Origin of the sequence: Rhodococcus jostii NBRC 16295, from assembly GCF_001894825.1 — a bacterium.
Taxonomy (GTDB): Bacteria; Actinomycetota; Actinomycetes; order Mycobacteriales; family Mycobacteriaceae; genus Rhodococcus_F; species Rhodococcus_F jostii.
Genome location: NZ_BCWY01000051.1, coordinates 1 through 20,762 on the forward strand (window position 1 = coordinate 1; position 20,762 = coordinate 20,762).

16 protein-coding genes are annotated in these 20,762 nt (G+C 61.6%); 4 read left to right on the top strand and 12 right to left on the bottom strand.

Features of this window, described 5'->3' with window-relative positions:
- Positions 1-1,054: flavin monoamine oxidase family protein (locus RJ1_RS28145; protein WP_073365817.1), on the bottom strand; the 1,054-nt coding region annotated here is incomplete at its 3' end.
- A gap of 256 nt (positions 1,055-1,310) precedes the next feature.
- The gene (locus RJ1_RS28150; RefSeq protein WP_073365818.1) at positions 1,311-4,808 is read right to left on the bottom strand and encodes an indolepyruvate ferredoxin oxidoreductase family protein; all 3,498 of its coding nucleotides are present in this window, start codon (positions 4,806-4,808) and stop codon (positions 1,311-1,313) included.
- 131 nt (positions 4,809-4,939) lie between these two features.
- On the opposite strand from RJ1_RS28150, the gene RJ1_RS28155 reads away from it, so the two are divergent.
- Positions 4,940-6,115, top strand: coding sequence for a PucR family transcriptional regulator (locus RJ1_RS28155; RefSeq protein WP_083400338.1), 1,176 nt, complete (start codon positions 4,940-4,942; stop codon positions 6,113-6,115).
- Positions 6,116-6,780: 665 nt separating this feature from the next.
- On the opposite strand, the gene RJ1_RS28160 is transcribed toward RJ1_RS28155, so the two are convergent.
- From RJ1_RS28160 to RJ1_RS28190, 7 genes are all read right to left on the bottom strand, one after another.
- Positions 6,781-7,503 (bottom strand): helix-turn-helix transcriptional regulator, encoded by a 723-nt coding sequence (locus RJ1_RS28160; protein ID WP_162850271.1) that lies wholly within the window; start codon positions 7,501-7,503, stop codon positions 6,781-6,783.
- Between the two features lie 183 nt (positions 7,504-7,686).
- Positions 7,687-9,054 carry an MFS transporter gene (locus RJ1_RS28165; RefSeq protein ID WP_205415336.1) on the bottom strand — a complete coding sequence of 456 codons (1,368 nt, stop codon included), beginning with the start codon at positions 9,052-9,054 and terminating at the stop codon, positions 7,687-7,689.
- A gap of 920 nt (positions 9,055-9,974) precedes the next feature.
- The gene (locus RJ1_RS28170; protein ID WP_061043561.1) at positions 9,975-10,844 is read right to left on the bottom strand and encodes an enoyl-CoA hydratase/isomerase family protein; all 870 of its coding nucleotides are present in this window, start codon (positions 10,842-10,844) and stop codon (positions 9,975-9,977) included.
- Between the two features lie 20 nt (positions 10,845-10,864).
- On the bottom strand, positions 10,865-12,025 hold the full coding sequence (locus tag RJ1_RS28175; RefSeq protein ID WP_083400340.1) for an ABC transporter ATP-binding protein: 1,161 nt from the start codon (positions 12,023-12,025) through the stop codon (positions 10,865-10,867).
- Positions 12,022-12,837, bottom strand: a complete 816-nt coding sequence (locus RJ1_RS28180; protein WP_073365822.1) for an ABC transporter permease — start codon at positions 12,835-12,837, stop codon at positions 12,022-12,024. Before RJ1_RS28180 ends, RJ1_RS28175 begins: the two co-directional genes overlap by 4 nt.
- Positions 12,837-13,721, bottom strand: coding sequence for an ABC transporter permease (locus RJ1_RS28185; protein ID WP_073365823.1), 885 nt, complete (start codon positions 13,719-13,721; stop codon positions 12,837-12,839). The genes RJ1_RS28180 and RJ1_RS28185 overlap by 1 nt, the downstream gene beginning before the upstream one ends.
- A gap of 48 nt (positions 13,722-13,769) precedes the next feature.
- On the bottom strand, positions 13,770-14,723 hold the full coding sequence (locus RJ1_RS28190) for an ABC transporter substrate-binding protein (protein WP_162850272.1): 954 nt from the start codon (positions 14,721-14,723) through the stop codon (positions 13,770-13,772).
- Between the two features lie 350 nt (positions 14,724-15,073).
- On the opposite strand from RJ1_RS28190, the gene RJ1_RS28195 reads away from it, so the two are divergent.
- Entirely contained in the window at positions 15,074-15,388 is a 315-nt protein-coding gene (locus RJ1_RS28195) for an ArsR/SmtB family transcription factor (protein WP_083400342.1), read from the top strand.
- A gap of 1 nt (position 15,389) precedes the next feature.
- Positions 15,390-17,531: an acetate--CoA ligase family protein gene (locus RJ1_RS28200; RefSeq protein WP_073365825.1), complete on the top strand. Its 2,142-nt coding sequence runs from the start codon at positions 15,390-15,392 to the stop codon at positions 17,529-17,531.
- A gap of 1,007 nt (positions 17,532-18,538) precedes the next feature.
- On the opposite strand, the gene RJ1_RS28210 is transcribed toward RJ1_RS28200, so the two are convergent.
- Positions 18,539-18,868, bottom strand: a complete 330-nt coding sequence (locus RJ1_RS28210) for an SLC5/6 family protein (RefSeq protein WP_240319600.1) — start codon at positions 18,866-18,868, stop codon at positions 18,539-18,541.
- 11 nt (positions 18,869-18,879) lie between these two features.
- Positions 18,880-19,041, bottom strand: coding sequence for a hypothetical protein (locus RJ1_RS47905; protein WP_240319601.1), 162 nt, complete (start codon positions 19,039-19,041; stop codon positions 18,880-18,882).
- Between the two features lie 65 nt (positions 19,042-19,106).
- Here RJ1_RS47905 and RJ1_RS28215 point away from each other — a divergent pair, with 65 nt between their 5' ends.
- Positions 19,107-19,433, top strand: a complete 327-nt coding sequence (locus tag RJ1_RS28215; RefSeq protein WP_143048814.1) for a PucR family transcriptional regulator — start codon at positions 19,107-19,109, stop codon at positions 19,431-19,433.
- A gap of 145 nt (positions 19,434-19,578) precedes the next feature.
- On the opposite strand, the gene RJ1_RS28220 is transcribed toward RJ1_RS28215, so the two are convergent.
- A partial coding sequence (locus tag RJ1_RS28220; RefSeq protein WP_073365828.1) for a PucR family transcriptional regulator occupies positions 19,579-20,762 on the bottom strand: 1,184 nt, incomplete at its 5' end.

Sequence of the window (20,762 nt, forward strand, 5' to 3'; positions counted from 1 at the left end):
CCGCCTTCAGCGCGGTGAGCACGTCGCCGGGCAGATTGTTCTGCAGTCGTCCGACGAGGTGCGGCGGGATCGTGCAGATCGCGTAGTCGGCGGTGATCGACTTCTTCGCGCCGCCGGCGGTGTATTCGACGGTGACGCCTTCGGACACGTTCTTCATCGACGTCACCTCGGCGCCGAAGACGATGTTGTCGGTACCGATCCTGTTTTGGAACGCGTAGTAGATCCGGTCCATGCCGCCGACCGGGGTGAACATCATCATCGCCTGGTCGTAGCCGAAGTCGAAGCTGAAGTTGCGGCCGATGCCGCTGCGGATCACTTCCTGCATCGCGAACGGCTTCTTCTCGGTGCCGAAGTTCAGGCCGGCTCCGGGCTCGGAATCGTAACCGCGACGGGAGGATCCGAGGTAGCGGCCGTCGTCGGAGAGGTCACCGAAGTCGCTGAGGAACTCCGACAGCGCGTCCTTGTCCTCCCGGGTCAGCACCTGGTCGAGGGCGCCCTGATCGGTGGCCTTCTTCAGTAGCTCCGACATGTAGCCGAACGTGTCGGCCTTCGCGGCCCGGTAGGTGACGGACTGGCCCGACAGCGACGTGCCGCTCTGGTAGTTCACGAACGTGTTGGCGTTCTGGTTTCCGAAGCCCTGGATCTCGACGCCGAGTTCGCGGCAGTAGTCCAGCGTGATGTGGCTCTGCGGGATGCGGGTGGCGCCGACGTTGTAGAAGTGGCCCTCCGAGAACGTGCACTTCTGCGTCTCGCCGCTCAGGTCGGTCTCCTCGGTGCCGCCCCGTGCGGTCCAGACGCGGCCACCGGGCCGGGTGCGGGCCTCGAGGACCGTCACCGTGTACCCGGCCTTCTGCAGTTCGAATGCCGAACACAGACCGGCGGGGCCGCCGCCGAGCACGACCACGGAGTGGCTGCCCTTCACCTTCCCGATCAGGTCGCCGGCCGCGAGCGGCTGGAAGGTGCGGGCGGGCGCAGCGGTCGACGGTGCGAGCCCGAGCGTCGACATCGCGCCGTACGCGAGGCCTGCGCCTCCGGTGGCCCCGAGGCCCTTCATGAAAGATCTACGTGTGAATGCCAATTCGCGCTCCCATTCTTGCGCCCGGCAACCCGGGATTCATCTGTCACACAGACAGCTACTTTGTTCGAAAGTGTCCGAATCAACGAGAGCGGGAGTTGGTTGGCCCCTACCGACCGACAGCCCAGGTGCCGCGCCTTGCGTATCGAGGGAGGTCTGGAGACCCCTACCATCGATTCGGATGCTCTCAGTTGACGTGTTCACGAGATTCTCCACGCTCGGAACGCTTTTCACGTCACGCGCAGACCTGAGAATCCTGGTAGTTGCTCATACGTTCGGCAAGCCGCTCTTGATACAGCGCCACGTTTTGCATTTTGATGCTCTCGTAGCCACGGATACCGTCAGGCAACTCGGCGATCTCCATCGCTAGCTCTAGATTGTCTTCGGCCAGTCCCGACGTCACCCGTCGGATAGTGGCTGTGTACTCGCGGATGAGTTCGCGCTCGAGACGACGGAGTTTGGCGTAACCGAAGGGGTCTAGCCAGGTGCCGCGCAACCCGCGCATAGCGCGCAGAACTGCCAGGATCGGCCGGGACCATGGACCCAGGCTGAGTTTGCTCGACATTCCGAGCGCCCGTAGGAAGGGCGGGTGCAGCCGGTAGTGCGCGCGGTAACCCTCGCCGAATTGAGACACCAGCTCGCGCTCGAGCTGGGGATCAAGGCAAAGCCTTGCCACTTCGTACTCGTCCTTGTATGCCATCAGTTTGTAGAGATACCGAGCGACGGACTCGGTAAATTGTGTGGAACCGGGCGACACCTGTTCTTCGGCGCGCCGCGCCCACTCGACCTGATCTGCATAGGTTTGGGCATAGGCGCCGTTCTGATATCCGATGAGGTCATCGACCCGTGCTAGCACTATCCGGGCGAGTTCGGAGCCTTCAGCGGCGCTGACTTGGCCTGCTATTTCTCGGGCTTCGGCGCTGGTCTCAGCAGGCTCTGTTGTCACCTGTGCAGCGAACAATATCGCCTTCAGGCTGTCGGGATCGCTGACCAATTGCCTCCCTCGCCTGAATGCCTGCAGATTTCGCTCGACCGCGACGCCGTTGAGCTTGATCGCAGTTTCGATGGCGTCCCACGGCAGAGGGAGGGCACCCCGCTGGTAGGCGACACCAAGCAGCAGCACGTTTGCGTACTGGTCGTCGTCGAAGAGGTCCAACGTCCACTGTCGCGCGTCGACAAAGTGGGTGTCACCTTCGCGAGTGACATGGGCAATGCGATCGACAGTCTGGTCGGATCGGGGAAAGGCGATGTTGGTATCGGTGACCATTGCGCCAGTCGGCACCTCTGCGGTGGAAACCACGGCAACCGTCCGACCTTTCGTCGCGACCGTGAGGTTGGCGGGGTCTGCTGCGACGAGAACATCGCATCCCAGATAGAGATCGGCCAATCCTGTCCCGATCTTGTTGGCCTGCTCGAGGCGTTCTGTGGAGATCCGCACATCGGATACCACTGCGCCGCCCTTTTGGGCGAGACCTGTCTGGTCGAGGGCCTGAACATAGTGGCCGGCTTGTGCTGCCGCCGTCGCGAGCATTTGGGCGATGGTCACCACGCCCGTACCGCCGATGCCGGTGATCCGCACGGAGAAGCTGTCGGTGGGCACAACGAACTCCGGGGACGGCAGTTCGTCTGAGCAGATGTCCGGAGCAGTGAGACGTGGGGTGCTCCGCCCTGGCGTAACTGACAGGAAGGAGGGGCAGTCCCCGTCTAGGCAGGAATAGTCTTTATTGCACGACGCCTGGTGAATCTTGGTCTTGCGCCCATATTCGGTTTGGACGGGCTGGACTGACAAGCAGTTCGATTTCTCCCCGCAGTCGCCGCATCCTTCGCAGGCGCGTTCGTTGATGAAGACTCGCGTCTGCGGGTCGTCAGCGAGATGACGCTTGCGCTTGCGCCGGAGTTCCGTTGCGCACTCCTGGTCGTGGATGACGACGGTGACCCCGGCAATGCCGGCAAGCTCATTTTGAATCTGAACGAGATCGTCACGGTGACGGAGCTGAACTCCGGACGGAAGTTTGACCTTGCGGTAGCGTCGGGGCTCTTCGGTGGTGATGATGATTCGCGCTGCGCCCTCCGCCTTCAGCTCGTGTGCGATTGCCGGCACGGACATCTTGCCGACCGCCTGCTGCCCCCCGGTCATCGCAACTGCGGAATTGTAAAGCACTTTGAAGGTAATGTTGGCGCCGCTAGCGATGGCGGCGCGGATGGCGAGGCTGCCGGAGTGGTGAAAGGTCCCGTCGCCCATGTTCTGAATCATGTGGTCGCGGGAGAGGAATGGTGACGCTCCGATCCACAACGCACCTTCCCCGCCCATCTGGGTTAGCCCGATGACCTCTCCCACCCGATCTGGGTTCATGATTGTGACCATCCCAGCACACCCCATCCCGGCGCCGGTGAGGGAATCTCCGGGGACCTCGGTCGACCGATTGTGTGGACAGCCGGAGCAGAAGAATGGGGTGCGTGCCAGAAGGGGCAGCGCCACTGGACGCCTGTGCGTGACATCGGGTTGGGGGCGTTCGGGAAGGGTTAGATACTGTCCCAGACGGCTGGCCAGCGCCTCAGCGATGTGTTCGGGCGTCAGATCAGCATCCGAGCGCAACAACTGGCTACCATCAGGACTGGTCTTTCCGGAAACTGCCGGTGCACAATCGGTGCCATACAGGATGTCTTTGATTGCGGCTTCGATGAATGAACGCTTCTCCTCCACGACGATCAGTTCATCGAGACCGTCCGAAAAGGCGCGAATCTCTTCGGGAATCAAGGGATGGACCAGGGCCAGTTTCAGGAGCCGAACACCTTTGTCCGCCAATTCGGATTCTGTTAGGCCGAGATTCAGCAAGGCTTGTCGAACGTCGAGATAGGAGCTCCCAGCGACGATCAGACCGACTCTTGCCGCTGCACCCTCCTGGCCGTGCACGGAGTTGATGGCGTTCGCCGCGGCGTATCGACGCGCCTGAGCGAGACGATCACTGAAGAGGCTGCGCTCCAGACGGGCGATCGTGGGCTGCACAAAGGACGCGGAAACCTCATGTAGATACTCACTTTGTGGTTTCACGGGGTCGACCCGCGAGGGGCCGACCCGAACGGTGGCAGAACCGTCCGCAACATTGGTCGCGATCTTCACCGCCACCCAGAGCCCGCTCGCCCGCGACATTTCGATTCCGTGGACTCCGAGGTCGAGAATGTCCTGCGGGTCGGACGGCGAGAGCACGGGCATCCCGAGTTCGGCGAGGGCGATCTCCGAGCTACTGGGGACGGTCGACGACTTGGCTACAGAGTCGTCACCGACAATGACCAGCGCCCCTCCGCCCGGGTGCGCACCACCGAGGTTCGCGTGTCTGAGGGCATCCGTGGCGCGATCGAGACCGGGCGCCTTCCCGTACCAAATACCAATAACCCCATCACCTTCAAATCCCCGGAGTTGGGCCGCGAGCTGGCTGCCCTGTACCGCATTGGCCGCCAGCTCCTCGTTCACGCCCGGTTGGAAGACCACCCCTCCGCTCGCGAGCAGCGCCGCATTACGCGCGAGCTCGAGGTCGTACCCCGCCAGCGGAGATCCCTCATATCCGGAGATGAACGCTCTGGTGTCTCGGCCACCAGTCCGATCTCGGCCCACAAGATCCAACGGAAGCCGAACCAGCGCCTGAAGGCCCGATAGGTAGACGGTTCCTTGCTCGGTTCGGTAGCGGTCGTCGAGGCGTGGGGTGGTATCGAGGCTCACGGAGGCTTCCTTCATTTGCAACGTGCAGTATCACTGCACTCCATTGTTGTTGTTGATACACACAAGTGTCATCGTGTGAATCACGGACTTGCCCGCCATCTCACGCATATGCTTGTGGACAGACACAGGCTTGACGAGGAGGCAGCATGCCCGACCGCGCAGTGACCGTCCTATGTCGATCCGCGATTGAAAGACTGCCCGAATGGGCTCCACGCGTTGTCGACTCGATCCGAACCGAAATTCGCGAGTACGCCGCGGTCCCATTGCAACAACACATTGGGCACGTTCTGATGCTGCAAGAAAAACTACTGAGGGCGCTTATGGAGACTCGGGGACCAAACGCCGACGACCTGGAGCGGGCGGCGAATCTGGGCCGGCTTCGCGCATCTCAGGGAATTAGCATGGAGGCCGTAATCGGTGGGTACCATGTCAGCGATCGCGAACTGTGGAAGCTACTCGACGGTGTAGCCGAGACCGCTCCTCAACGCGCACTCCTACCGGGGCTTGCGACCATCATGTGGGAAACGATCGGACCCGTCAGTGCGGCGATCGCAGACGCGCACGCAGCGGCAACACACAGCGCCCAGGCTCGCGACCTCCGCCTGCGATACCGATTAGCGGACCTCTTGGTCGCCGGGATCGTCACTTCTGAGACGAATGTTCTCTCCGACACGCTCGGCTTTTCCTGCGCCGACGACTTCACCGCCCTGCTCGTGCGACCGGCGAAGACTGAAACCGTCACCCCTCTTGTCGATTCGGGCCGTGGAGGGGCGGTTCTGTGCGCTCAACTCGACCTCCATGACTCGGTACTTGTACTGTGTCAGGATCGCAACATCTCGGACCTGGTCAATAGGATTCGGGTTGCGTTACCGTCGTGCGTCATCGGGGCTGGGATGCACCGAAACGGATTACGCGGAGCCGTCGACTCAATCCAGGACGCTCGACTGTGCGTGAGACTGGCTTCGGCGGCACAGCCCGTACAGCACTTCGAATCCGCGTGGCTTGCCGCCACCATGGTCGCCGCGGGAGACCGGCTCGGCGGCCTCGCCGCTGCCGGATCCGAAGCCGCCCGCGCGCACCCGCACTTACCTGAAACCGTGATCACTTATGCGAACTCGGGCTTCTCGACCGCAACAACTGCAGAGAAGTTGGCGATCCACCCGAACACCGTCGCGTATCGCCTGGATCGATGGCGAGATCTGACCGGCTGGAATCCTAGGACCCTTGACGGCGTCACCCGCACGCTGTTGACGACGATTTCGCCACCCGGCCAACACGAATCACAGCCAGCCCACGCGGACGAAAGTCCCACGCAATCGTGAAAGTTCAGGCACTACAGTCGATCAGCCGAACGACGTCAGGCTCAGGGATTGACGACCGGACGATCAGTTTGCGGTTATCTACAGATTCATGTGGCTGATGCGGAAAGCGTCGCCGGCTGCAGACAGGGGACGCCTCGTCTGCGGGCTGCTTCCGGCGACAGCTGAATGGGAACGTCGGCGAGCTGTCGGCGGTACCCGTGGTTCGTTAAAGTGCGGTGTCCGCTGAGAGAATGCGGCCGCCGAGGAGGACGCCGACGACCGCCAGTCCGACATCTGTCCGATGAATACCTCTGCTGTGTTCACTATATCGCCCGAATCGACAGACCTCATGTCGATGATGGCAGCGTGACCACCATGGTGACTTCTATGGGTTCAGGACATGTTCTGGCCCTACGTCCGGGAAGCACCTCCCGCCGGGCTGCAGAGTGTCCAGCGCCGATCCCGAGAAGCAGGCAGGTCATGGTCGCCGGACAACGCATCCGAAACGGCGCCCATGCACGCGGGAATCATCGCGACCATCTATTCCTGAGCGCAACGAAGCCGGTCCGAAAAACTCTTACCGCCGTCGACGCGGAATACGGTAAGTCTGTCCCGCCTACAGAACGTCGTTGTACCCTTCGGGCTCTGCACGAGGGCTCATGACGTCCGTGGTTGGCTGAACTTTGTCAGCTCACTTCCTTCAGGTAGTTGTAGATCGTGAACCGCGATACCTGCAAATGTAAGGCCGCGAGATCGACTCCATTGCGCAACGAGAAGAACCCCCGGTCTTGCAGGTCCGATACGACTGCGACCTTGTGTTCCTTCTTCATCAGACTGACAGGTACTCCGATCCGGACGGTGCTTTCCGCAAGTAATGCAGTGGCGAGTTCGTCAACATCCCGCGCGAATATCTCTGATCCAGGCTCACTTTGACGAGCATCTCGCCCCTCTGGGCTCCGTTCTCCAGAGGAGAGTTCTCCATTGCCCGCTGATGTTCCAGAACCGAGTGCAGCATCGACGATCGCCTTTACCCTGCGCAGATGTGTTACATCATTGTTGATGCCAAGTGCGCCCACCGGGGTATGGTTTCGATCTCGCAGGAGGATAGACGACCACATGATCACTCGACCATCATCGAGCAACGTCGATCTATTGTGCATATCCTCCGGCCGTTTGGCCGAAGCCTGCTTCAGCAGGGCACCAGGCGTGGGGTCTCCGACTCGCCTATGTGTCACATCGCCTGCGATTGCGAGAATCGAACGGTCAGGATGGCGCAAGTCGTGAAGTACGATCTCAGTTCCGGAGGGCAGACAGCCATTGAGCGCTGTTATGACCATAGTTACGGTCGCTAGCAGGTCATCGGCGGACATCACGCTGTCTTTGTATTCATCACCGATTGAGGGTCGCATTGTCATCCTTCGTCAGCGGAAGCCATCTCACAATCTTCAACTATAGGTAGCACCAGCGGCGCACCCCCACCGCATCACTCTAGTCGTCAGCACTACTCCATCCCGTGGAGCGAGAACGCGAGTGCAAAATGCGTCCGCCATCAACTTGGCTTCTACGAATCAGAGTGTGCATCGACGTCAAACTCAGCGAAGGGCGCGATCTGGTGCATCTCCGGATTCATTCGAGAGTTCGTTGTTCACGTGTGTGAATTTCCCGCCGCCCCGCGCGACAAGGACTGCTAGTACTGATAGCAGCGAAATTACGGCGATGTAGATGGAGGTCAACCACACTTCACCGTCTGCGACGACAATAAGCGCCGTCGCCACCATCGGCACCGTGCCGGCGACTATCGCACCGCTCACCTCGCGGCCGACTGCGATCCCACTGAACCGGTAGCGCGTCGGGAACAGATTGGCCAGGAAGCTCCCCTGCGAGCCTCCGCACGCCCCGATGATAATAAGGTTCGCGATGGCCATAGCGCCGACAACCAAGACGAAACGGCCGCTCTGAAGGGCCAACATCATCGGGTAAGCGAAAGCGATTCCAGATAGTCCACCAAATGCAAGCACCTTCGGGGCGCCAAATCGATCAACAGCTAATCCTCCGATCGGGGACCCGATCAACATAAACAGACCCGCAATGCTGACTGCTGCCAATGCCTGAGTGCGCGAGAGCGATGTATACGTGGTCAGATATGAAAGAGAAAAGGTATTCAACAGATAGACGTACACGTATAGGCCGTTGCATGCCAACAATGCGGCGATAAGTTGACGCGGACTGCAGCGCACCAATTCGCTCAGTGGCGTCCGGTTCTCTGCGCTTCCGTTCTCCCTTTTGACTACCGCCTCAACATAGGCCGGAGTTTCCTCCAGCCGTCGACGAATGTAGAGGGCGAGAACGAAAAGAATCGCCGATCCGATGAACGGTATGCGCCATGCCCAGCCGAGCAGGACGTCATCGGACATACCTGAGACCAGCAAGAAGGACATTGTCGCCAAGGTTATGCCCGCGGCCGGAGTCGCATTCAGCATGCCAGTGAAGAACCCGCGACGCTGAGCCGGCGCGTACTCGGCGACCAGAGTGAACGCACCCGCCAACTCGGCGCCTGCTCCGAACCCTTGCACGCACCGGAAGAAGACCAGCAAGATCGGCGCCCAAATCCCAACCTGTTCAGCAGTGGGCAGCATTCCGATCGCGACGGTGGCAGTGCCCATCAACACTATCGAGATGATCATGGCTGGCTTGCGCCCGACTGTGTCACCGACATGAGAAAGCACGATCCCACCGATCGGCCGCACAACGAACCCAACCGCGAAAGTCGCGAAAGCCGCAAGTGCGCCAACAACGGAGACGGAATCAGGGAAGAACAACCGGCTGATGATCAGGCCGGAGGCGGCGCCATACAACGCGTAGTCATACCACTCGACAACCGTTCCGACCATAGCGGCACCAAATGCGCGACGGGCCGCCGGAGTCAACCGTTCCGAATGATTGTTACTGAGGTCGATCACTATCGACTCCTTCAGGTAAATAGGAGTGACCGTAGACAGAAGAGCCGGTGGTCGTGAGTTAACTCACAACCTAGACCGCCAGAGCGGTCACGTCAACACGATGTTGAAGACTTATCCATAATTTTGCAAAACGGTTCTGGTGCCAACGATCCAAGCTCCGGCCAGTCGTTCGCAGCGCCTGCAGTGTGGCCGGATCGTCGCGGCCGCGCAGGCAGCCGACGACGTGCGGCGAGACCGACGCCCCGCTCACCGGCTGACACCCGGCACGGCGGTGGCCGTTGATGCCGCGTGGCTCGTTTCCAGCGGGTAATACCACCACTCGAGGAAGACCGAGCCGAAATCGGTGCCGACCAGGAAATAGAGAAGTCGTTGCTCATGCCAGAGGACTGGCGAATCGGCGTGTGGCTCTTGCCATCAAAACCACAGCGCCGCACATGCTGTGACAGCATCTCGGCGCAACGGGCCCGTGGGCATGTTGCGCATTCGTAACCTTCGCAGTCTCAGCGCTCGAATGTTGCAAATATCTTCGTGTGCAACATGTTTCACCGCCGAGCCCAAGCGATAGCTTCAGCTATGACGCTTCCGCGAACTCGGGTAGCCGTCCCATTCGGGAACAGACCCTGACCACGATGATGAGAGGATGCGATGACCATCTCGCGCACGACAGCATTGCTCGCAGGACCCGATGTAGTGGGCCCGGACATGATCGTTGAGGAGAGGGATGCGGTCGTAACATCGACCTTCAACCGACCTGACAAGCTCAATGCTCTGACACCGCAGATGTACCAAGATCTCGGACGTCTGCGCCGCGGGTTGCATGGCTCCCACATGATTCTTTTGTCCCCCATGGGTGCCGCCGGACGTTTGTGCCACGCCGGCACCCATGGAAATCCCTGTAGTTCGTCAGATGTGCGAAGCCATCACTTGCTCTTGGGGCCGAATGGCTCGGGCCGGAACTTTCCGTCGCGTTGGCGTAGGAACTCGCGGAGCCCGCCCTCGCGCTGCGCTTCGAGCAGTTCCTCCCGGTCGGGACCGTGGGAGCTGTGGGCGAATCCGGAGAGCACGCCGTTAAGTAGCATCCCGCTGCCGACGCCTGAGGCCTGCAGCCCAGCCATTGTGATTGCCTTGTTCAATCGAAGTGAGGCAAGAGGCACCTTGGCGATCCGTGAGGCCAGTTCACGCGTGGCGGTGGCGAGGTCGGATCGCGGGACCACCTCGTTCACCAGGCCCATCCTGTACGCCTCCTGCGCATCGAAATGATCTCCAGTGAGTGCGTAGCGGTTGGCGTTCTTCCACCCTGCGAGGGCGGCAAAGAGAAATGTCGTGTTTGAGATGTGCCGAACCTCGGGTTGCCCGAACACGGCGTCTTCGGATGCAACCGTCAGGTCACAGGCCAACTGGTACCAGAACCCACCGCCCATGACGTACCCCTGGGTAGATGCGATCACGGGCTTATCGAGCCGCCACAACCGCATCATATTGTCCACAGACTGGCGGTCCCAGCGATACCAGAACGTCAGGTAGTCCTCGATGGTCTCCCCCACCGGGTCGATGATGCCCATCTTCTCCGGTCGTTCGGGGTCGAGCGTCCCGATGTCATAACCGGAGGAAAAGTGGTTGCCTGCGGCCGAAAGCACGATGACTTTGACCTCGGGATCGATATCGGCCCGTTGGAGCGCTTCGTGCATCTCAGTCTCCATCTCGGGACTGATCGCATTCATCCTCTCGGGTTGTGCGAGCTCGATCTCGGCGATCCGATCGCTGACCGTGTAGTTGATCTGTGTGTACATAACGTCCTTCGATAGATTTTTCAGAACTGAATTGGGGCACATGCTGAGGCGTGAATACCCAGGACAACGGCGTCCCCGGGAGTGAACGGCGTCGAACCACCCGCGGGCTGGCGCACGGTGAATTCGAGGCCGTCGCAGTCGACCCGATAGACCATCGAGCTGCCGACGAAGCTCGCGGTGAGGATGCTGCCGTGGATCGTGGGAGTTGCGGCGAAGACCTGTTCGGGCTGCTCGCCCGCTCGGTGGAGTTCAGCGCGCTCCGGCCGGACAAGTATTGCGGTGGCGCTCTCAGGCGTGTCACGCTCGACGCAAAGGTCGAATCCGTAGATGGTGTGGAAGACCCTGCCTCCCTGGTGTTCTGGACCGACACGACCGCGGATCAGATTGGATTCGCCCAAGAACTCAGCGACGAAGCTGTCGGCGGGGCGCTCGTATACCTCCCGAGGATGACCGACCTGAAGAATTCGCCCTTCGTTCATCACGGCAATGCGGTCGGACAGAACGAACGCCTCGGTCTGGTCGTGTGTGACACAGAGAACCGTGACACCGACCGCTTGCTGGATCCTTTTGATCTCTTCCTGCATCTGTTCGCGCAGCCGCTTGTCCAGTGCACTGAGCGGTTCGTCCATGATGAGCAACGGTGGATCGAAGACCAGCGCTCGGGCAAGAGCAACCCGCTGCTGTTGACCTCCGCTCAGCTGTGGGATGCGTCGCGAACCGTAGCCGGCGAGTCCGACAAGTTCGAGGAACTCCTCGGCCCGGCTGCGAGCCGCCGCGCGACTCACCCCTCGCTGGCGCAGTGGGAACTCGACGTTCGCGGACACCGACATGTGAGGGAAGAGGGCATAGTTCTGGAACACAACTCCAATGTTCCGTTGGTACGGCGGTACAACGGTGATGGACTCACCGTCCATCACGATGTCGCCGGAGTCGGGGGTCACGAACCCTGCGATCATCATCATGGTCGTGGTCTTTCCCGACCCGCTGGGACCGAGCAGGGTGATGAGTTCGTTGCTCGCGACGTCGAGGCTCACGTCGTATACAACCTGAGATCCCCCATAGGATTTGTTCAGGTTCTTGAGCTGAAGTTCGGTGTCCGACAGTACCGCCGCCCCGGACTTGGGGCTTCGCTTTGCAGCAGCGTTGTTGTGCTTCGGGATCCGATGATCGGTGGTGGTCATGCGCGCACTCGCTTCGACAGTCGGCGCGCACCCAGGGCGGCGCCCATTAACAGGACGGTGAAGAGAATCATCACGGTTGAGACGACCGCAATGATCGGGTCGACTTGGAGAAGGATCCCGTCCCACATGCGTTTGGGCAGGGTTTCGGACTGTGGGCCACCGAGAAAGATTGCGGTGACGACTTCGTTGAAGGAGAAGACGAACGCGAATAGTCCGCCGGTGACGATTCCCGGTCGAATTGACGGGTAGACAACGCGAGCGAAAGCCACCCATGGCTTCGCGCCCAGGCTCTGTGCCGCGACTAACTGTGCCTTGTCGAATTGGTCGAACGACGCATTGATCGCGAGAAAGGCCAACGGGACTCCGAGCATGCCCTGGACGAGAGCCAGCCCGACGATGCTGTCCGATAGGCCACGAGGTGCGAAGTATCCGTAGGCGGCAACCGCCACGACAATCAGCGGTACGACGAGGGGCAGCATGACCAGTAGCTGGACCACCCCGCGTCCGCGGATGCGCGAGATGTTGATCGCATACGCGGTCGGTGTCGCCACAGCCACCGCGAGGATCATCGCCAGGACACCGACCTCAAAGGTATGGATGGTCGCACGCCGCCATTCGACACTGGTGAAGAACTCCTGATAGTTCGCCACCGACCAGTTCGGCGGTGGGAACTCCAGTGTCAGAGACGAACTGAACGACATCGGGATGATGATCAGCAATGGCAGCAGCAGGAAGATGATCGCCAGAACCGCGATGATGTCCAGCGCAACGGCGCCCGACTTGGTCGCCGCACTGTGGTTTGTCTCGCGCATCACAGACCTCTGAGGTTTTTGAGTGAGAACAGTCGGTTGTACAGGGCAAGCAGGCCGAGACTGACGACCAGGAGCACCAGCGACAGCGCACCGGCCAGCTGGAAATCAAGTAGCTGCTGCACCACCTTGGCGACTCTCTGCGAGATCATCACGGTCTCTGGTCCTCCCAACAGCTCTGGGGTGATGTAGAAGCCGAGCGTGATCACGAAGACGAGTAGACATCCTGCCGCGATACCGGGGAGCGTCGCCGGGACGTAGATCCGCCAGAAGGCGACGATGGGCCGGGCACCCAGGCTGGCCGCCGCCGTCATCGTCCGGTCATCGACCCGCTGCATTGTTGAGTAGAGGGTCAACGCCATGTAGGGCAGCATGATATTGACCATGCCAACGATCGCCCCGGCCGGGTTGTAGAGCATCTGGGGGAGGTTGCTGACTCCCACCGCCTCGGCCACCGCAGCGAAGACGCCGTTCTTGCCGAGCAGGATCATCCATGCAAAAGTCCGGATCAAGAGCCCTGTCCAAAACGACAGCAGGAGCAGCCCCGCCACTACGGGAGCGAACCGGGCCCACCTGGTGGCCATGCGATGTGCGACGAGATAGCCCAGGACAAGACAGATGACGGTGACTGCCGTCGAGATCACCAACGTGTTCACGAGCGATCGTCGATAGATGTCGCTGGCGGCTATCTGTTGATAGACGTCGAACGACCACGAACCTGACGGATCCTGAAAACTCCGCACCAGGATGAACCCCAGAGGAACGATGAGTGCGGCGCCGACCAATCCCAGAAGCGGGAGCAAAAGCACATACCCAGACAGGTCCCTGACTGAGCGTTTAGCCCTCGCGACGGCACGCGCTGGTGGTGTTGCGAGTGTTGTTGCCATCTGAGTCTCCAATGCGAGCGAGTGGATGGTGCTGTGGGAAGCAGCGGCTCACCCCTGAGAGAGCCAGTTCTGCCACCGAGGAAGCACATCTGCGAGGTTCTCGCCCCACCACTGACCGTCGATCTCGAATTCGACGTTCCCGTGCAGTGGGGATCCGGGCTGAAGTGCAGCCTCCTCGGGTGACAACAGGTTGAAGGCGCTCGGCACACTCGGTCCGTAGCCGAGCGTCTCGGCGAAGTTCGCCTGCTTCTGAGGATCGAGGGCGGCGTTGATGAACTCCATTGCTTTCCCGGCGTTGGGGGTGCCTTTGGGCACGATCCACCGGTTTACCGCCAAACCCGCTTGGTTCCAGACCTGAGTCAGCGGCTGCCCCTGCCGGATCAGGTCGGTAGCGCGACCGTTCCACATCATCATCAGATCGACTTCACCGTCCTGGAACAACTGCTGTGACTGCGCGCCTTGCTGCCACCAGATCTTGATATGCGGCTTGATCTCGTCCAGCTTTTTGAACGCTCGATCGAGCTTCTTGTCATCGAGCGGGTAGAGCTGGTCCGGCGTCATCCCGTCGGCCAGGAGGGCGAACTCGATGTTGCCGATGGGGCTGTCCCACAGCGCCCGGTCGCCCGGGAACTTGGCGACATCGTAGAAGTCAGCCCAGGATTGGGGCCCCTGCTGCGTGAACTTGTCCGAGTTGTAGACCAGTTGGTAGCTGATGCTGTTCGCTTTGACTCCGTACTCCTCGTACACGTCCGGGGGAACATCGCCCGCCTTCTTGACGACGGTGTAGTCGATGGGCTCTAGCAGCCCCTCGCCGGCGGCCTGGAAGTACTCCGACGAAGAAAGCGAGCTGGTGTCGACGTCGTAGGTCTTGTTGGTTACGCCGGCCTTGATCTTCGCCAGCGATACCGGGCTCACCTCGGCGACCTTGATCCCGGTCGCCTCGGTGAACGGCTCGTAGTACGCGCCGCGCTCGGCTTCGGTGAAGACCCCTCCCCAGGTCATGACCCGTAGCGAGTCACTCGATGACGCGGTGCTTCCGCCACAGCCGGCAAGGACCGCGGACCCTACGGCAAACGCCATTCCGAGGGCTGCGCCTCGGTAGGCGGGTCGACGACCAGTAAGACGACTGATCATGGCATACCCGGTTCTACGTTCATGACAATTACTCGACCGTTCTGTCGGAGGATGGTCACGGAAAGTGTGCTGATTCACACCTTCGACGTTTTGAGATTTATAGAATTGTGTGAAAAACTTCACCTACTTGTCAAGCGCAATGCGCGATCGGACATCCGGGAGCACGGGCTCTCGGATGGACATGAGGATGCAACCGAGTCAATAGAAGGAGAGGTCCAGTGCCAGAACAGCACACGGAAATACGACGACCATCCCTGCCACTTGCGGACGTACTGAAGGCGCTCGGCGACCCCACTCGCTTGGAGATCATCCGACAGATGTCGGTCGATGGAGAGGTTGCGTGCACCACTCTAGAAAAGACTCTGCATGTCTCGAAGGCGACGATCTCGTATCACATCAAGACGCTCCACAACGTTGACCTTGTCACGATCCGCAAAGAAGGTCGCTTCTACTTCTACGCGCTGCGCGCCGACGCCCTGGAGGCCTACGTGCCCGGATTCAGCGCCCACCTTCGCACTCTCCCGAGGATCTGACATGCTCACTTCCTCGCCCCGCACCGGTACCTCATGCGACAACATCGCCCGCCTGATGGCGCCCCGATCCATCGCGATCCTGGGATGTTCGGAGAACAATGCCGGAGGTACCGCCCTGCAAAACCTGCTGGCCAACGGCTACAAGGGACGCATATACCCCGTACACCCCGCGCATGACTCCGTCGCCGGGTTGGACGCATACCCCACTCTCGAGAGCATTCCGGCGGACGTCGACTGCTGCATCATTGCGTTGCGCGCCGAATTGGTTCCGGACGCGATCGACCAGCTGCACGCCAAGGGCATAAGCGCAGCAGTCATCTTCGCTAGCGGCTTCGGTGAACTCGGTGAGCACGGCAATGCGATCCAGGCAGACCTGTCGCGCAAGCTCGCAGAGTACGGAATCGCTGCGTGCGGACCGAACTGCTTGGGAGTGCTCTCCTTCGAGCATCACACCGCGATGTACTACGCCGGCATCGACCTTGAGGGCCGACGCGGACCGATCGGATTCGTTTCCCACAGCGGGTCCTCCTGCATCGCGGTCACCAACGCGGACCGAGGCACCGGCTTCAGCTACGTCATCTCCTGCGGAAATGAGGCAGGCCTGTCCGTCGCGGACTATGTCCGCTTCCTCGCCGATGACCCCGCCACTGAGGTGATCGGCCTGCATCTGGAGGCTGTGCGTGACGCGGCAGGCCTCGCCGAGGCTGCCAGGTATGCCTTGACCCAGAACAAACCGGTGGTTGTGCTGAAACTGGGCCGGACCGACGCAGGACAGCGCACTGCAGCAGCACATTCGGGCGCGCTGGCGACGCCCCACGCGCTCGCCGAAGCCTACTTCGCGCGACACGGCATGATCTTGGTCGACAGTCTGGAAGAATTCCTGGAGACCTGCGAACTCATGGTGCACCTCCGCTCGAATCCCCCGACGTCCGACGGCGTCGCCGTCACCGCCGTCTCGGGCGGGATGGCCGGACTGTCCGCCGACATCGGGACGGAATCGGGCGTTCGCTTCGCTGCACTCACCGACCAGACCAGGCAAGCGCTAACCCATACGCTCACTGCCCACAGCACACCCGCCAACCCGTTGGATGTCACCCTCGCCTTGAACGACCCAGCGGCCTACCGTCGCTGCATCGAGATCCTGGACGAGGATCCGACGGTGGGTCTCATCGTCGTCTGCCAGGGTGCCGAACCCGGCCTCAACGAACAGCAACGAGCCTTGTATGCCCCGATCGGACACATGGTCGCCGACTTGTCCGCGACAATACGAACCCCGATCGTCAGCTTCAGCCCGGTCGCCGGGGGTCTCGAACCCACCTTCAATCGGCTACTGCGCTCGGCTGGTGTGGCGCACCTGATGGGAGCAGTGGCCAGCCTGAAGGCAGTTCGGAATGGCGTGGCCTGGTGCCGGGGCCGCGAGCAGTCCCTGGTGCCGCCCCATACCTCGATCGCAGCGCCGACGAGACTGCCGCTTGGCGACCAGAAGACGCTCAGCGAGCACCGCGGCAAGCAACTCTTGGCTAGTTACGGGATTGCAACGCCCAAAGAGATCATGGTCAACTCCGCGAGCGAGGCCGCAGAAGCTGCAGATCAGCTCGGCTATCCGGTGGTGCTGAAGGTCGACACGCCAGACATCACCCACAAGACCGACGCGGGGATCGTCGCACTGGGACTGACCACTTCCACCCAGGTCCGGGACGCATACACAACTATCGTCGAGAACGCGCACCGATATGCACCCGGGGCTCGGATCAACGGCGTCTCCGTACAAGAACTTGTGCGTCCGGGGATCGAAATGATGATCGGAGTCAAGAACGATCCAATGCTCGGCCCTGCGGTAGTAGTCGGCGCCGGCGGAATCTACACCGAGATATTGAACGACGTCGCCGTGCGCCTCGCCCCGATAACGCCTCAGCAAGCCGAGGACATGATCACCTCCCTGCGCAGTTACCCGCTTCTGCGCGGGGCGAGAGGCACCGCGCCCGCCGACGTCAAAGCCCTGACCGACGCCGTACACGCAGTGGGCGCCCTGGCCTGGCACTACCGGGACGAAATCGAGGAACTCGACATCAACCCGGCCGTCGTGCTGGATGAAGGCTCGGGCCTGGTGGCACTCGATGCCCTCGTGGTGCGCAAGGATTAGCTAAGTCGGGGTCCGAATTTCCTTATGACCGAAGGTGGTTCGCGAGCCGTCGGACCGACGGTTCGCGGCCCCATGGCTATGCCGAGGCTTCACCACTCGATTCATGTACACGGTTGCAGCTCGTTCCATCAAAGCTTTTTCGGGGCTGCCGAATTCCCAGACGAGGTGGTGCGTTCGGCTGGGAAAACAACCGATGCCCCTGGCTCCCAAATCCTCGTAGTGGATCCGACGTCAGGTGGACCACCGATATGCGTTAACAACCGGTATCCACACTACGGGTTGAGCTTTCAGCTCACGTAGCGCACAGCGTAAACCGCAGAGACCAGATTCGAAAACAACTGGCAACGACCGACGCATGCCGTGGACTCTGCGGTCAGCCAGCACCAATAGCATCTGATCCCTCCAGGAAGAATTCTGACCATGAATGTCGAGTATCAGCACGACCCGCAATCGCCTGATGGGGATCAGGAGCTCAACGGTCAGCTGCGCAGGTACAGGGAAGAACGCCGTCGGCGAATCGTTCAGTCAAGGCGCGCCCAACGCTGTCCCACCGGTCATAGCAGCGAGGCCGACGAAATCATTCGTTTCGCTCAGATCTGGGCGCCATACGGCGGCGCGTCCGCGGAGGAAACATTCTCCATTTTCGGAATCTCGATCCCGCGATTCGTCGACAAGCTCTGGGAGGCTGTTCACGAAGCCGGATGCGACTCGACTGTCGTGAGCCAACTCGCTCACGTCTACCCAACGCGCACCCCCGTGGAGGGGAAGGACAGTCGTTCCAGTGACAGATTTGTGGTTGGAACTTTGATCGCAGTCCAATGACGACATTCATCGACGCGGCCGATCAGGGAGTAGGAGGAGAAACCTTGGGCCAGTGCGCCGTCCAGCAACATCTGGCTTCCTATTTCATTCCGTAACTGGATTTCTTTTCGGCTGCGCCACATGCTCATCCTTCATGCTGTGATTGCGTGTGCCAGTGTGATCACATTGCCAGCATCGCGTGACCGTCATCGTCGTCGCGGGCTCGACCGAGACCAGCCCGAGAATCCGCCGACCTCCTCGAGGGACCGGGACACCACCCAGTAGGCCAGGGCGAGGATCAAAGGGATGGAGATCAACGACACCCAGTACATCCCTGGGTATCCGTAGCACGCGGTGACACACATCAAGATGCTCGCCGCGATCATCACCGCCGCCCCGCGGCGTACGATTGCCAGCCCAGAGCCTGCGCGGTGAGGTCGCCGATCGATGATGACGCCGCACCAGCCGACCTGGGTGCCGCCGAGCAGTACCGAGGCGAGTTTGGACCCGCGAGTGCCGAAGCTGTAGCGCGCCATGATGACGGTCGTCAGCCCGTGCGTGCCCCGACGAACCCCATCATGGAAACGTATGCGCCCAGGATCGCCGAACTGCCGGCGATCACCATCATCAGCTTCCCGAACGAGAAGGCGGTGCCGAGCGCCGCGCCGGCCAGCATCGTCCTGGTGGGCCCTGCGCGAGTTCGGTCCACCTTCACCGTCGCCGACGAGCTGCTGCGCCGGGCCCTGCGGCTCGGGCGGTGCGCACGCTCGGGTGGTGGCGCCGGCCCAGCAGCTGTCCGACATCTCGGCGGCAGTCGGCCAGGCCCGCGAGATCGTCCAGATCTCCCGGCGTTTCGACACCCGGAAAAACCGGGTGATCCTCTCGCGGGACGTCGGGGTCCAACGGTTGCTCGCCGCCGATTTGGCACCGGCCGCGCTCACCGCGTTCATCGCCGAACAGCTCGGCTTCGTGATCGCCTATGACACCACACATTCCGCAGATCTCGGGCGGACCCTGGATGCGTATCTCGCGACCCGGGGCAGCAAGGCCCGGACCGCGACCGTTCTGGGGTTCGACGTCAGTCCCGCTATGCCCGGCTGAGCGTCTCGAGAAGCTGCTGGGTGCGTCCCTCGATGATCCGCCACAGTTGGTGTGCCTCGGCCTCGCACGAGGGCGTTGCGCCTGCGGACCGGCCTCGATCCGCAGGCCTCGTTCGAGCGTTCTCGACACGGCCACCGCTGATCGGCTACAAATCCTCCATCTCTACGACCCGCAATGCAAGCGCCACATCCAAGCGCAGTATCGGATCCGTCGTGAAAGGGCCGACGATGCTCTCCAACTTGCCGATCCGGTAACGCAAGGTGTTGTAGTGGAAATGCAGGACGCGTGCAGTCTCGGCGACGTTGCAGTTGGTGTCCAGGAGTGCCTGCAGCGTCAGGCGGAGATCGATCGCCTCGTCGGCGTCGTCGGCCAGCGAACCGAGGACCTCCGTGGCGAAGGCTTGGAGTTCAGCGCTGTCGTCGACCAGGGAGAGCAGTCTGTGCACGCCCAGGCCGTCGAAGTGGGCGACAGTACCGTTCCCGCGCATGCGCCGCCCCACCGTCACCGCCTTACGCGCCTGGTCGTACGCCTGCGGGATGTCTGCCACCGAGTCGATGACGCGACTGATGCCGGTGCAGAACGAATGCCGGCCGCCTCCACGGTCCCCGGTGACGGCCGCGACCAGTTCCTCGATCACAGTTTTGGTGTCACTGCCGCCGACCGGAATCAAGGCCACCACTTCATGACTGAAGCCAACCACCGGTGCGAACCGATCCCTGCGACGGACCACCTGCTGCCAGGCAGCGGTGAGCCGCTGTTGCGGCATTCGCCCGGCAACCGGCGGGCGGATCGTCTGGCCGGCCGTCGCCGGATCGGCGTCCGGGTCGAACTCGGCGACGACGACCACCATGCTGCGGTTCACGTCCCATTCGAGCTGCGCGCAGTGTTCCGTGATCTGGGCGGTCGTCCCGGCGGTGCCATTGAGAACATCGCGCAGGAAGTCGCCGCGAAATTTGGATTCGACGGCCGACACAGCGAGTTGCTTGGTGACCGCCAACGCGACAACGGTTGCGGCGCGCTCGAGCGCTTGCACGGTGACCGGGCCCAGTCCGCCGTCTTCCACGAAGGCGACGATGAGGCCGTGGTCGGTGCCGCCGGCGAACACCGGCGCGACGGCGATCTGACCTGCCTCGGTGCCCGGTGCCGGCTGCAGGCCGTGGTGCAGGCGCTCGGTCCGAAGCCGGCCGGACGGGTCGAACAGCGGCAACCCCTCCAGCGCCTGCAGGTTGGGAGCCGCACCAGCTGTCGTCTGCACGCGCCCGTCGGGCGTGCAGATCACGACCGCGGCGTCGAACAGCACCGCGACCTCGTCCGCTATCTGCGGCAGAT